Origin of the sequence: Candidatus Avelusimicrobium alvi, assembly GCF_958451995.1 — a bacterium.
GTDB lineage: Bacteria > Elusimicrobiota > Elusimicrobia > Elusimicrobiales > Elusimicrobiaceae > Avelusimicrobium > Avelusimicrobium alvi.
Genome location: NZ_CAUDSG010000013.1, coordinates 1 through 13,268, shown reverse-complemented (window position 1 = coordinate 13,268; position 13,268 = coordinate 1). Strand labels below are relative to the sequence as shown.

Annotated in this window: 15 protein-coding genes; 12 read left to right on the top strand and 3 right to left on the bottom strand. The window is 52.9% G+C overall.

Features of this window, described 5'->3' with window-relative positions; genetic code table 11:
* The first annotated feature begins 1,003 nt into the window (after window positions 1-1,003).
* Genes hpf through lepA form a run of 10 tightly spaced genes read left to right on the top strand, consistent with a single transcriptional unit; the run spans window position 1,004 to window position 9,525 of the window.
* Entirely contained in the window at window positions 1,004-1,555 is a 552-nt protein-coding gene (hpf, locus tag ACQY36_RS03905) for a ribosome hibernation-promoting factor, HPF/YfiA family (RefSeq protein ID WP_428077876.1), read from the top strand.
* 17 nt (window positions 1,556-1,572) lie between these two features.
* Complete coding sequence (gene hprK, locus ACQY36_RS03900) at window positions 1,573-2,523, top strand: HPr(Ser) kinase/phosphatase (RefSeq protein ID WP_428077875.1); 951 nt, start codon at window positions 1,573-1,575, stop codon at window positions 2,521-2,523.
* Window positions 2,510-3,367, top strand: a complete 858-nt coding sequence (gene rapZ, locus ACQY36_RS03895; protein WP_428057286.1) for an RNase adapter RapZ — start codon at window positions 2,510-2,512, stop codon at window positions 3,365-3,367. Before hprK ends, rapZ begins: the two co-directional genes overlap by 14 nt.
* A gap of 2 nt (window positions 3,368-3,369) precedes the next feature.
* Complete coding sequence (locus ACQY36_RS03890; RefSeq protein WP_428071157.1) at window positions 3,370-3,777, top strand: PTS sugar transporter subunit IIA; 408 nt, start codon at window positions 3,370-3,372, stop codon at window positions 3,775-3,777.
* Window positions 3,777-4,244, top strand: a complete 468-nt coding sequence (locus ACQY36_RS03885) for a PTS system mannose/fructose/N-acetylgalactosamine-transporter subunit IIB (protein ID WP_428057282.1) — start codon at window positions 3,777-3,779, stop codon at window positions 4,242-4,244. The genes ACQY36_RS03890 and ACQY36_RS03885 overlap by 1 nt, the downstream gene beginning before the upstream one ends.
* Window positions 4,241-4,846: a PTS sugar transporter subunit IIC gene (locus ACQY36_RS03880; RefSeq protein WP_428071159.1), complete on the top strand. Its 606-nt coding sequence runs from the start codon at window positions 4,241-4,243 to the stop codon at window positions 4,844-4,846. Before ACQY36_RS03885 ends, ACQY36_RS03880 begins: the two co-directional genes overlap by 4 nt.
* A 3-nt stretch (window positions 4,847-4,849) precedes the next feature.
* Entirely contained in the window at window positions 4,850-5,671 is an 822-nt protein-coding gene (locus tag ACQY36_RS03875) for a PTS system mannose/fructose/sorbose family transporter subunit IID (protein WP_428071161.1), read from the top strand.
* Window positions 5,672-5,683: 12 nt separating this feature from the next.
* Window positions 5,684-5,953: an HPr family phosphocarrier protein gene (locus ACQY36_RS03870; protein ID WP_428057276.1), complete on the top strand. Its 270-nt coding sequence runs from the start codon at window positions 5,684-5,686 to the stop codon at window positions 5,951-5,953.
* Entirely contained in the window at window positions 5,928-7,709 is a 1,782-nt protein-coding gene (gene ptsP, locus ACQY36_RS03865) for a phosphoenolpyruvate--protein phosphotransferase (protein ID WP_428072719.1), read from the top strand. Before ACQY36_RS03870 ends, ptsP begins: the two co-directional genes overlap by 26 nt.
* Window positions 7,696-9,525: a translation elongation factor 4 gene (gene lepA / locus ACQY36_RS03860; RefSeq protein WP_428077873.1), complete on the top strand. Its 1,830-nt coding sequence runs from the start codon at window positions 7,696-7,698 to the stop codon at window positions 9,523-9,525. The genes ptsP and lepA overlap by 14 nt, the downstream gene beginning before the upstream one ends.
* Before the next feature lie 447 nt (window positions 9,526-9,972).
* Here lepA and ACQY36_RS03855 read toward each other — a convergent pair whose 3' ends face one another.
* Window positions 9,973-10,452 carry a type IV pilin protein gene (locus tag ACQY36_RS03855; protein WP_428077872.1) on the bottom strand — a complete coding sequence of 160 codons (480 nt, stop codon included), beginning with the start codon at window positions 10,450-10,452 and terminating at the stop codon, window positions 9,973-9,975.
* A 199-nt stretch (window positions 10,453-10,651) separates the two neighbouring features.
* On the opposite strand from ACQY36_RS03855, the gene ACQY36_RS03850 reads away from it, so the two are divergent.
* Entirely contained in the window at window positions 10,652-11,524 is an 873-nt protein-coding gene (locus ACQY36_RS03850) for a bifunctional 5,10-methylenetetrahydrofolate dehydrogenase/5,10-methenyltetrahydrofolate cyclohydrolase (protein WP_428077870.1), read from the top strand.
* Window positions 11,521-11,946, top strand: a complete 426-nt coding sequence (locus ACQY36_RS03845) for a hypothetical protein (protein ID WP_428057266.1) — start codon at window positions 11,521-11,523, stop codon at window positions 11,944-11,946. Before ACQY36_RS03850 ends, ACQY36_RS03845 begins: the two co-directional genes overlap by 4 nt.
* A gap of 59 nt (window positions 11,947-12,005) precedes the next feature.
* Here ACQY36_RS03845 and ACQY36_RS03840 read toward each other — a convergent pair whose 3' ends face one another.
* Both ACQY36_RS03840 and ACQY36_RS03835 read right to left on the bottom strand, forming a co-directional pair.
* A complete protein-coding gene (locus ACQY36_RS03840) occupies window positions 12,006-12,707 on the bottom strand; it encodes a glycerophosphodiester phosphodiesterase (protein ID WP_428077868.1) in 702 nt (233 codons plus the stop codon).
* A 64-nt stretch (window positions 12,708-12,771) separates the two neighbouring features.
* Window positions 12,772-13,268, bottom strand: a 497-nt coding sequence (locus ACQY36_RS03835; protein ID WP_428077866.1) for a type IV pilin protein, incomplete at its 5' end; no start/stop codon positions are given.

The window sequence follows — 13,268 nt, the reverse complement described above, 5'->3', positions numbered from 1 at the left end:
CGCCACCTCTTGGCGGAGGAAAATGACGCAGCGCCCCGACGAAAAACTTCCGCCGTCAAGCGGATACAAACCAAAGAAGCTATCGGAGAAATAATAAGCGGGAAGCGGGCTTCTTGTAACGCCCGCGAAGGACAAGAAAGGACAAAAAACGGCTATTTGTCCCGAGCCAAGTCACGCACCCAGAAACAAACAGCCGTAGCTCGCTTGCCATATAAAAATATGGCAAGGAGCATTCAACGCAACACAAGCGGGTAATTAGGCCGTTTGTATTGCGTTTAAAAACGGCTGTTTTTGGAGTGACTTGTGCTGCGAACTGCAGCGCAACCCGTCCTTACATACGGGCTTCCAAAAACAGCATCAAATTGTGGAACCTTGCGGCCCCGGGCGGAAAAACAGCCGGCGTTCTTCCGCTTATGTATATAGTAACAAATTTTATTTTTGTGCGCTAAACCGCCAAGGGGTTGAATTTTGTCCAAACGCGCTTACACTAACAATATCCGACGTACCCGGAGGCGCATCAAATAATCCTTCAACATGGCGGCGCGGCCGGCGGCCGTATCCGCCTTCCAATCCCAGAAGTTTCTTTTTTCCCGCCGCGCCGTGCGCGCGGCTTACATTAATCATCCTGCCGGCGGCAGAAACGGCTTTGGCCGTTTGCAAACGTGTTCTTTCCTTATCGGTGCGGCGCAACGCCCCCTGCGGGCGGCTTATCGCTATACAGGGACTTTGCTTTAGCAATGTGGCTCTCTTAATCAAAAGAATGTCCACAAGAAGGGAGACGCGGCTCAGAAGCCCCGCGGCCTGGGCCCTGCGGGCGGCTTATACGCCGTGCAGGAACTTTGCTTTAGCAATGTGGCTCTCTTAATCAAAAGAATGTCCACAAGAAGGGAGGCGCGGCTCGCGCCCGTACGCGCGGGCGCGCGGGTTTCATTGACAGGGAACCTGATTAATGGTTTAATAACACTACGGGGGATTCTCTCGTAACAGACTTCACGGAGGAAATATGGATATTAAAATTACGGCCAAGAACATTAAACTGACTCCGGCCATCAAAGAATTTATCAATACGCGCGTGGGCAAAATTGAAAACTTTTTTGACCACATCATTTCTGCCCAGGTGCTCATCTCGGTAGAAAAGAAAATCAACCAGCGCGCGGAAATCATCCTGCACACGGGCGCCAAAACCACCATCAGCGCCACCGCGGTGGAAGACAACCTGTACAAAGCCATTGACGCCGCGGCCCTGAAAGCCGAAGCGCAGGCCAAAAAAATCAAAAACAAAGCCAAAGCCCGCAAAGTGAGCAAAAAATCCGTCAAAGAAGTGGACGTCAACCCGTTTGCCGAGCACGTGCTTCTGCCGCAGAACGACGTGAAGTTCTCCGTCATCAAGCAGGTGGAAGTCTCGCCGATGAACCCGGAAGACGCCGCCTACGAAATGGAACGCCTGGGCTACTCCTTCTGGATGTTCCTGGACGAAGATTCCAAGCAAATCAACCTGATTTTTAAACGCTTGGACGGCACCTACGGCTTAATCAAACCGATTAAGAAGAAATAAGGTTTTCGGGGGCGGTTTTGGAATTTACAAAATCTATCACCGTCGCGGAACTGCTCCAGGTTAAACGTCTTAACCTGGAGCTGGTCTGCGGCAAGCGTTATATTCACCGCGAAATTACGCTGGGCAGCGTCAACCGCCCCGGCCTGGCGTTATGCGGCCATTTGGAAAGCTTCCGCGCGGGTTCCGTGCAGGTATTCGGCCGCGGCGAACACGCGTTCTGTTTAAAAGAAAACAAAACGCGTCTGCGCGCCAACATCGCCAAAATGCTCAGCGAGGGCGCGGTGCCGTGCATCATCATGGCGGCGGGGATGGACCCGCTGCCCGCCATCCGCAAAGCCTGTTTAAGCGCGGACGTGCCGGTGCTGAAAACGGATATGGAATCCACGGCGTTCGTGGCGGAATTCTCGCGCTTTTTGGACGAAAAACTTTCGCCGGTTACGCATATGCACGGCGTGCTGGTGGACGTAAGCGGCATCGGCGTGCTGATCCGCGGGGACGCGGGCATCGGCAAGAGCGAATGCGCGCTGGAGCTTATCAAACGCGGCCACATTCTGGTGGCCGACGATGTAGTGGAAGTACAAAAAAGATGGGGACGTTTTCTGGTCGGTTCCTGCCCTACGATGCTGAAGCATTATATGGAAGTGCGGGGCCTGGGTATTTTGGACGTACCGCTTCTGTTTGGCGTAGGCTCTACGCTAGACGAAACCAACATCGATATGGAAGTGGTGCTCACTTCGCCCAGCAAACAGCCGATTGACCGCCTGGGAGTCGAGCAGAAAACGACCAACATTCTGGGGGTGGAAATCCCGTCGCTGGGGCTTCCGGTTACGCCGGGGCGCAACCTGGCGGTGCTGATTGAAGTGGCTGCGCTGAACCAGCAGTTAAAGAGCCAGGGCATTTTTTCCGCCAAAGAGTTCAGCAAAAAAATCTTGGATAAAATGAAAAAGGGGAACAATGGGAAACAATAAACGCCGTATTTTCATTATTACCGGCCTGAGCGGGGCGGGCAAATCCCAGGCGCTGAAAATCTTCGGCGACTTTGGTTTCTACTGCGTGGACAATTTGCCGCTGGCGCTGTTTAAAAACTTTACCGATTACGTCAAACAAAGCGGCGAACGCAAAGACATCGCCCTCGGCATTGACGTGCGCGAAGGCGGCCGCCTGAAAGATATGCCCAAAATCCTGCGTTCCATGGCCGAAGACGACTTTGTGGTGAAAGTGGTGTTTTTGGATGCGTCCGAAGAGTGCCTGATCCGCCGTTTTTCGGAAACCAAACACCGCCACCCCATCCACAAAAAACTGGCCGCCGCCATCAAACACGAGCGCGAAGTGATGAGCCCCATCCGCACCATGGCGGATAAAGTGATTGACACGTCCGACCTAAAACTCGGCGAACTCAAGGAAAAGCTCTCCGCGCTGATGGGCCTTACGCGCGAAGACGATATGCAGATTTCCGTCGTTTCGTTCGGCTTTAAAAACGGCATTTTAAAAGACTGCGACATCGTAATGGACGTACGCTTTCTGCCCAATCCGTACTACCTCCCCGAACTGCGGGAAAAAACCGGGCTGGACAAAGAAGTGCAGGATTATATTATGTCGTTTAAGGAATCCAAAGAATTTTCTGAAAAATTTGCGGACCTGATTAAATATTTGATACCAAAGTATATTAAGGAAGGCAAAAGCTATCTGACCATCGCCATGGGCTGCACCGGCGGCAAACACCGCAGCGTATTTATGGCGCACGCGCTCGCGCAGTATTTAAGCAAACAGGGGTTGAGCGCAACGGAATTTCACAGGGATATAGGACTTTAATTATGGTAAAAATCATTTTAGTAACGCACGGGCAGCTTGCCCAACAAATGCTGGAAACGGCGGCGCAGATTATCGGCAAACCGGCCGACGACGGCTTTGCCGCGTTTTCCGTAACTGCGGCCTCTTCGGTGGAAAAAGAAGCGGCCAAACTGCACGACCTGCTTAAAAACTGCGAAGAGGGCGCCGTTATCTTAACCGATATTTTCGGCGGCAGCGCCACGAACATCTCCCTCACCGCCAGCAAAGACCTGGCCAAATGCCACGTGATTACGGGGCTGAATTTAAGCATGCTGCTCACCGCCATCAACAGCCGCAAGAAACTTTCGGCCAAAGAATTGGCGGAAAAAATTGAAGCGGACGGCAAACGCGCCGTCATCAACGCGACGGAACTGTTAATTAAGGGGCTTTAATGCCGATTATCTTTGCACGGGTGGACGACCGCCTGATTCACGGCCAAATCGTACAGGCCTGGCTGCCGGAGCTGAACGTTGACGAGATTTTAATTCCCTGCTCCAAGGGAAAAGAAACCTGCCTCAACCGCGGCCTTCTGCGCCTGAGCCTGCCGTATGAATATGAACTGACGATTTTGGACTCCCGCTCCTGTGCAAGATACGCCGCCGATTCCAAACGGCGCATTTTCCTTTTAATGGGTTCCTTGCAGGAATTTACCGAACTGATTGAAGACGGCCTGCAAATCAAAACCTTAAACATCGGCGGAATGCATTTTAAAGAAGGCGCGCAGAAACTGGATGAAAACGTGTTTCTGGACCAGGACGACAAACGCTTTTTAAAACTCATACGGGACCTGGGCATTCAGATAGAAACCCGCGCCGTGCCCAACTCGCAGTCTATTTCCATAAGCGAGGCCATTCCATGACGCCCGAAGTATTTATGCTGTGCGTATTCGCCGCGCTATTAGAGCTGGATACGACGTACGCCTTCCAGCTTACGTTCTCGCGCGGCATTATCGCGGCGCCGCTGATGTCGCTCATCACCGGCGACGTGATGGCCGGCATTCAAATCGGCGTATTTACCGAACTTATTTTTGCGGACGTCAGCCCGCTGGGCGGTATTCTTCCGCCGAGCGCGGTGGTGTGTTCGGCCGTGTCGCTTGCGCTTAACGCTATGGGGATAGACCTTTACTTTGCGTTCTTCTTCGGGGTAACGGGCTCCATTTTATTTTCCGTGGCCGAAAAGTTTATGCGCAAAAACCGCTTTAAATGGCTGGTGTTCTGGGAACGCAAAATTCTGCAAAAACCCAATACGGTCAACCGTACGGTGGCGCTCGCGCTCGCGACGTCGTTTTTAATGAATTTTATTCTTATTTTTATCTTTACCTGGCTGTGCGGCAAGCTGATGCTGACGCTTTTGCCGTATATTCCAATGAAGGCGCATTTTGCGTGCAAGTTTGCGTACATGGCCGTGCCGTGGATCGGCCTGGCGACGCTGGTGCCCGCTTTCCGCCTCAAGGCAAGGTAGCGTATGACTTTTTCCATGCGGATGCAATTGTTCCTCCGCTCGTTTTTCCTGCAGACGGGCTGGAACTATATGAAATACCAAAATATCGGGCTGACCTTTGTGATGCTGCCGTTTTTAAAGCAGGCGTACAAAGACGACAAAGACGCGCTTCCGTCCGTCCTGCAGCGCTACCTGGAAAATTTTAACACCCAGCCGGTTATGGCCTCGTTCTGCTTCGGCGCGCTGGCGAGGCAGGAAGAAGCCGTCGCCAAAGCCAAATCCCTGACGGATTTTAAAGAAAAAGTAACCGAATGGACCGGCATCAAGCGCGGGCTGTCCATCACCACGGCCTCCATCGGCGACCGCTTGTTCTGGGGTACGCTTAAACCGCTGACGCTTTTAATGGCCCTGTTTATTTGGCTGATGCTGGGCGTAAACTTTTTTGAAATTGAGCTGCCGGCCAACACCCCCCTGCTCTACGCGGCCTGTGCGGGCGGAGCGGCGTTCTTCGCGTTTAACGCGGTGGCGCTGTTCGTCAAATGGGAAGGCCTTAAAATCAGTTACGACGCGCGGGAAAACACCTGCTTCGGCCTTACGCGTTTTGACTGGAACAAAACCATCTACAACGCCAAGCGCATCGGCATCGTGCTGGCGGTGGGGATGATTTTGTTCGGCGTATACCATTATTTAAAAGGGTTTGAAGACGTGGACGTGCATTTCGTTACGCGCGCGGCCATCGTGTTGTTTTTCGTCATGATCAGCTTCGTTACCCGCAAACTGCGTATACCGAATATGTACTTATATCTGGCGGCGGTGGTTATTTTCAACCTCGTCTGCTACTTATAACCGGGGGATTGTGTGATACAACAAGATATTAAAATTATCAACCGCCTGGGCATACACGCCCGGCCCGCCGCGCTTATCGCGCAGACGGCCGCCGGATTTGCCTGCGATATCCAGCTCGTTAAAGACAAGGTAAGCGTCAACGCCAAAAGCATTATGGGGGTAATGATGTTGGCGGCCGAGTTTGGTTCGCACGTGCGGCTGAGCACAAACGGTTCGGATGAAAAAGAAGCGTTTGAGGCGATTAAAAAACTTTTTGATGACAAATTTAACGAAGAATTCTGATAAGGAGCGCAGCATGTTGGTGTTAAAAGGCGTAGCCGCCAGCCCCGGAGTGGCCATCGGCCCGGCCGTACTCTTGCCGGGGGAGAGCTTTGCCGTTACGCGGCAGTATATTGAGCCTTCCGAAGTAAAGGCTGAACTGCAAAAAATACGCAGCGCCATGCAAAAAACGCTGGACGAGCTGGACGCCTGCGAACAAAAAGTGCTCGTTACGCTGGGCGCGGAATACGCGCACCTGATGTCCACCCATAAACTGATTTTGCAGGACCCTTCCTTAAAAGATTCCGTTTCCAAAAAAATCCGCACGGAGCATTTATCCGCGCAGGCCGCTCTTTTCCTGACGCTGCAGGAACTGGCCGCCAGCTTTGATAAAATTGAAGACCCGTTTTTTAAAGAACGCCGCAACGATATTTTTGACGTAGGCAAGCGTCTGGTCAATAACCTGGAAGGCGACAAGCGCGAGTTTCTGGCTTCCATCAACAAGCCGTCCCTGCTGGTGGCCCACAACCTCTACCCGTCCGACACCATCAACCTGCAGGAAAACCAGGTGATGGGTTTTTGCACGGACGTAGGCGGCAAAACCAGCCACACCGCGCTCCTGGCGCAGAGCTTAAACATCCCGGCGGTGGTCGGCCTGTCCACCGCGTCCAAAGAAGTGCAGGACGGAGACACGCTGATTATTGACGGCGAAAACGGCCTGCTCGTCATCCGGCCGGACCGGTATACCCTTTCCAATTACCGCAAAATACAACGGGAAATAAAAAAGACCGACGCGCTTTTAAAAACCATCAACCACCTGCCGGTCGTAACCGAGGACGGGCACTCCGTCAAGCTTCTGGTAAATTACGACCCGCGCACCGACACCAAGGAAAACAAACGCTTAATCACCGACGGGCTGGGCCTGCTGCGCACGGAGTTTTTGTATATGAACACGCCCGTGCCGCCGTCCGAAGACGACCAGTACCACATGTACCTGGCCGTAGCCAAACGTTTTGATATGCGCCCCGTTACCATCCGCCTGGCGGACCTGGGGGCGGACAAGCTGCCCGATTTCCCGCTGGACGAATTTGACCAGGACGCCAACCCCTTTATGGGCTGCCGCGGCATCCGGCTGTTCTTAAAAAACCCGGACCTGATGTACACGCAGCTGCGCGCCATCGTGCGCACGGCGTGCGAGGTGCCCGCGCAGGTAAAAATTATGATTCCGATGGTCTCCTCGGTGGAAGAAGTGCGCCACGTGCGCGCGGCGTTTAACAAGGTGCTGGCGGAGTTTGAAGCCGAAGGAAAAAAGCCCGTCAACCGCATTGCGCTGGGCGCCATGATTGAGGTGCCGGCGGCCGCCATCGCATTGGACGGCATGATCAGCCAACTGGATTTTATTTCCATTGGCACCAATGACTTGATACAATATTTAGTAGCGGTGGACCGCGTCAACCAAGAAGTCGCCCATATGTACGACCCCTGCCACCCGGCGGTGGGACGCACCATCAACCAAATCATCCAGACCGCGCACAAGCGCGGCAAACGGGTAAGCATTTGCGGGGAAATCGCCTCGGACGCGAAAATGCTGCCGCTTTTGCTGGGGCTGGAAGTGGACGCGCTTTCCGTTACCCCGCGTATGTACTTGCGCGTAAAAAACAATATAAGGAATTTGAACTTTGAGAACTGCTCCGACGTCGCCCAGGCCGCTCTGTTGATGGGAAGTTCGGAAGAAATAAGAAGTTTGATTGAACAGAACAATAAAAATGAAGATTCGTAATTTTTCCATCGTGGCGCATATTGACCACGGCAAAACCACCCTTTCCGACCGTATCCTGGAAGACACCGGCACCGTACCCCACCGCAAAATGCAGGCCCAGCTTTTAGACGGGATGGACCTGGAACGCGAGCGCGGCATTACCATTAAAGCCAAGGCCGTGCGCATCCAGTACAAAGATTATATTTTAAACCTGATTGACACCCCCGGCCACGTGGATTTTTCCTACGAAGTGGCCCGCTCGCTGCGTGCGTGCGAAGGGGTGCTCCTCCTGGTGGACGCTTCGCAGGGCGTGGAAGCGCAGACCGTCGCCCACGCGCATCTGGCGCAGAGCCTGGGGCTTAAAATTATTCCCGTCATGAACAAGGTGGATCTTTCCCAGTCGGACGCGGACGCTTCCGAAGAACAGCTGTGGGACATTTTAAAAGACCCGCTGGAAGCCGAACGCGTCAGCGCGAAAACCGGCATGGGTATTGAACATCTGCTGGACCGTATTATTACCGACGTTCCCCCGCCGCAGGGCAACCCGGACGCCCCCCTGCGCGCGTTGATTTTTGACTCGTATTACGACCCGTTCCGCGGCGTGATTATGTACATCCGCATTGTGGACGGATGTGTAAAACCCGGCCAGACCATTCAGTTTATGTCGTCGGGCTCCACGTACAAAACCGAAGAAATCGGATTTATGACCCCCAAACAGCTCCATAAGGCGCAGTCGCTTTCCGCCGGCGAAGTGGGCTATCTGGTGGCCGGCATTAAAGACATCCACCAAGTAAAAGTGGGCGACACCGTTACCCTGGCCGAACGCCCCGCCAAAGAAGCGCTGCCGGGTTACGAAGACGCCAAACCCGTCGTATTCGCCAGCATTTTCCCGGTGGAAACGACCGATTTCCCGCTGCTTAGAAAAGCGCTTGAAAAACTCAATTTGTCGGATTCGTCTTTCCACTACCAAAGCGAAACCTCCAAAGCCCTGGGCTTTGGCTTCCGCCTGGGGTTTATGGGAATTCTGCACATTGAAATTGTGAAAGAACGCCTGGAACGCGAGTTTAATCTTTCCCTTATCGCCACCAGCCCCAACGTGGTGTATCACGTTAAATTTACGCCGCGCAAGTCCCACTCGCAGGAGCTGGCCGCACTGCCCGAAGCGCCGGACGACCCGGGGTATAAGATTATTGATAACCCGGCCAACTTCCCGCCGCACGGCGATATTATTGACATTAAAGAGCCCGTCATCCACATCACCATCGTTACCCCGGTGGAATTTATGGACGGCGTGATGACGCTGTTAAAAGACAAACGCGGCGTATTTATGAATATGGACCATTTGTCCAACCAGCGCGTGATTATCAAGTACGAAATGCCGATGGGCGAAATGGTGATTGATTTCTACAATAAATTAAAATCCGTCTCTAAGGGGTACGCTTCCTTTGACTATGAAGTGGCGGGTTTTAGAAGCTCCGACGTGGTGCTGATGGAAATCCTGCTGCACGGAACGCCCGTGGACGCGCTGTCCGTCGTCGTGCACAAAGAAAAAGCCCAAACCATGGGGCGCGCGCTGTGCGCCAAGCTCAAAGAATTAATCGGACGCCAGCAGTTTGAGGTGGCCGTACAGGCCGCCGTCAACGGCAAAGTGATTGCGCGCGAGACCATCCCGGCGTTTCGCAAAGACGTTATCGCCAAATGCTACGGCGGCGATATCACACGCAAACGCAAACTGCTTGAAAAACAGAAAGAAGGTAAAAAACGTATGAAGTCCATCGGCAGCCTGAACATTCCGCAGGAAGCCTTTGTGGCCATGCTGAAAATTGACGAAGAATAGGCGAGAGCCTCGCCCCCCCTTCTTATTCGCGCCAATTTGATTACTTGAGCGACACCGCTTTTGTGAGTGTCGCTCTTTTCTTAGAAAAGGCCACCGCTTCCGGGTCATGGCGTTCTGCCTCGGACAGGGTGGCGCAATAAATGCAACTTTCTGCACGAGGGAACTTTTTTCTTCCCTCGCGTTTTTTAGGCCTCGCCGCCCTTCTTGTCCGCGCCAATTTGATTACTTGAGCGACACCGCTTTTATGAGTGTCGCTCTTTTTAGAAAAGGCCACCGCTTCCGGGTCATGGCGTTCTGCCTCGGACAGGGCCTAGTAATATACGGTACTGCAGATATTTGGAAGAAAAGCGTTTGTGAATGTCTCCGCCCGGCATATACTAAACCTATACGGATAGCTCTAATACAAAAAACCCGGACAACAGTCCGGGTTTTTTACGCTTGCTTGATTTATTTATTCAGATTATAAGTCCGGCACGCTTCCGCACATCCCACCGCCGTCCCGCCGCAGACAATCTCGCCGGGTTTGCTGGAATGGTCAAAATACAGCCGCAAAAAACAGCTGTTCGTATTTCCGCCGCTGCACGCACTGCCCACGCCGCCAAACACCTCCCAGCCCGACGGACTGGAAGGACTGGAGATATTATCCAGGCACGTGCCGTTGGAGTAATCCTCCTGTCCGACCGAGGAAGCGGAGCGTTTGTCCCCTTTTGGAACGACTACGTCCAAATCGTTCAAATTATCCGTATAGGCGCCGTTCGCCATATAATACACTTCCTGCGCGTCTTTAATACTTTTTAAAAGCGGCCACAAACCGCTCATGCGGCTTTTCATCACCGCTTTTTGGTACTGCGGCAAAGCCACCGCCGCCAAAATACCGATAATAAGCACAACTACCAGCAGTTCTATCAAAGTAAAACCTTTTTTCATAAAAAACTCCTTAGCAAGCTGATTTAAAGGCTTGCTGTTAATTTAGCAGTTCTGAACCCGAAACGCAATACCAGAACCAGTGTATCAAAAAAAAAAAACAATACAACCCCGGCGGGCAAGGCCGCACAAACAACCGGCTTGCTTCCGCCGCTTTCCGCGCGGCGGGAGCAAGCGCCATTAATTTGCTAAAATAGTACATATGATTTTAGAAGGACGCACCCTGGCCGCACAAATCCGCGAACCCCTGCACCAAAGGGCGGATGCCGTTTGCCAAAAATTGGGCCGCCCCATTAAGCTGTGCGCCATCGGCTCCACGGAGGATTACGGTGCGTACGTATATTTAAAAAAAGAAGTGGAAGCCGCCGAAAAACTGGGCGTGCAAACCCGGGTGTTTGAAGTGGACAACCAAACCCCGGCGCAGGAGTTTCTCTCGCTGGTGGAAAAACTGTCGGACGATCCGTCCGTAGACGCCATTTTAATCCCGCGCCCGCTGCCCGCGCATTTGGCCGCCACCCACTTTGCCGATTTACTGGCCCCGCAAAAAGATATTGACGGTATGTCCATCATCAACACGGGCCATCTGTTTTTGTGTAAAACCTGGGCGGAAATCCAGGCGCTGAAAGGATTTGTGTCCTGCACGGCTATGGCCGTCATCCGGCTACTGGAATACCACCGCGTGCAGCTGGAAGGCGCGGAAGCCGCCGTCATCGGCCGCTCCAGCACGGTGGGCCGTCCGCTGGCGCATTTGCTGACCTGCAAAAACGCCACCGTAAAAATCTGCCATACCAAAACCGATTTGCCGCGTGCCGTCAAAGAGGCCGACATTATTTGCACCGCCGCCGGAAAACCCGGCCTGCTGGACGCCTCCTGGCTGCGCCCCGGCGCGACGGTAGCGGATATTTCCACCAACTGGAACAACAACCGCCTGTGCGGCGACGCGGACCCCGAAGCGCTTGAAAAACGCGGGGTATCCTACTCCCCCGTGCCCGGCGGAGTGGGCCCGGTAACGCTTGCAGTTCTGCTTGAAAACATTATACTATCTGGTGAAAGGAAAATTAAGGAGACCAAATGAAAACACTCTCTAAACTCTTAGTATTTTTGTTATGCGCCGGCGTGCTTGCCGCCTGCAACACGAACGAAAAGAAAAAAGAAAAATACAACCGCAAAATCTACCTGACGGAAGAAGATTATATGGAAGACCTTTCCAAAGACGCGGTAAAAGAACGGCGCGAAACGCCGCCCAATGTGGAATCCGAATATATTTTTAACGTCGGGCCCGAAGAAGAAAAAACCATTTATTTCTTTGACGAACGCCAACAGCCCAAAGTACCCGGCCAGCCCAGCGACTCCGATTATAAAAAGGAAAAACGGCTGTGGACCAAACCCAAACGCTACACGCCCGAAGAATACTACGGCATGCAGGGCGGCGCGGACGCGGGCGGGACGGAAGACACCTCTTCTTCCGAAACCGCTTACTCCGGTTACGACTATTAATTATTCGTCTTATAAAAAACCCCGCTCAGTTTGAGCGGGGTTTTTTATTTTTAAGCGCGTTATTTTTTACAGAACAAATCTATCCGGTCGGTAAAAATCCCGTCCGCGCCTTCGGCTTCCAGCTTACGCGCCAGAGCGGTATCATTCACCGTGTACAAATACACTTTTAAACCGTTTTCATGGCAGACGCGCGCAATTTCCGGCGTAAAACGCGTATAATTTAAATGAACACTCTCCGCCCCCAGGCTAAGCGCCTGAGAAACGTCAAAAGAGCGGGTTAACAGGCCGATGCGCGCGTTTTTATTTAAAGTACGCAGCCGCGCCAGGGTATCGTAATCAAAGCTGGAAAACAGCGTTTTCGGCAAAACTTCGGGGCTGTACCAATTCATCATCCGCAGGGTGTGGGCTTCCAGGCCCGGGTAGCGGTTGCCATCGTTTTTGAGTTCAATATTAAGCAGCTGCATCTCTTCTTCAATCACCGGCAGTACGTCTTTAAGCGCCGGCACGAATACGGGTGCGCCGTTAAAAGGATTTTTAAGCGGATATTTTTTTAAATCCGCCAGCGTCAAATCCGCCAGAGGCGCGTCCGCCCCCGCGGTGTTCGCCAGCGTATAATCGTGGTGGACGACTAAAAAGCCGTCTTTCGTCAGATGAACGTCCAGCTCGTAATGCGTCGCGCCTTCTTCGCGCGCCAGCGCAAAAGCGGGAAGCGTATTCTGGACCATTTGCGCGGACGCGCCGCGGTGAGCAAAATAAATCATACTCCTAGTGTAAAAAATAATCCGCACCCGCGCAAGGGCCCGGTTCCCCGTCCGCATCACCCGGCTATATGGCGTAACAGTTGAATCCCGTTTCCGGACACGGTTCCGATACCGGGTTAAACGAGCGGCAGAAACGGTTGGCCGCCGCGTCCGAAGCCGGGGCGACGCAGTCCGGCTTGTCCCGTTGGATATAAAAAATGATGTACCACAGGCCCGTGGCGTTCCGGTCTGAACGCATCGCCTGGATATGCATAGAGGATGCATTTACATCATGTAAACAGACAGAAAAATTTTTGGTGTTAAAGCAGCTTCCGGAAGGATTGCCCGGAAAGGTAAAATCCAGGTCGGAAAAATCGGCCGTATATTTGCCGTTAGCCAAATAAAAGGCTTTTTGCGCCTGGGCCGCCGCACGCACAAGCGTAATACCTTCCGACGCGCGGGATTTTTCCACCGCTTTGGTGTATTGCGGCAGGGCCACAGCGGACAAAATACCGATGATTAAAACTACCACCAACAGCTCTATAAGCGTAAATCCGAGGTTTTTCTGCACGGGATATATCC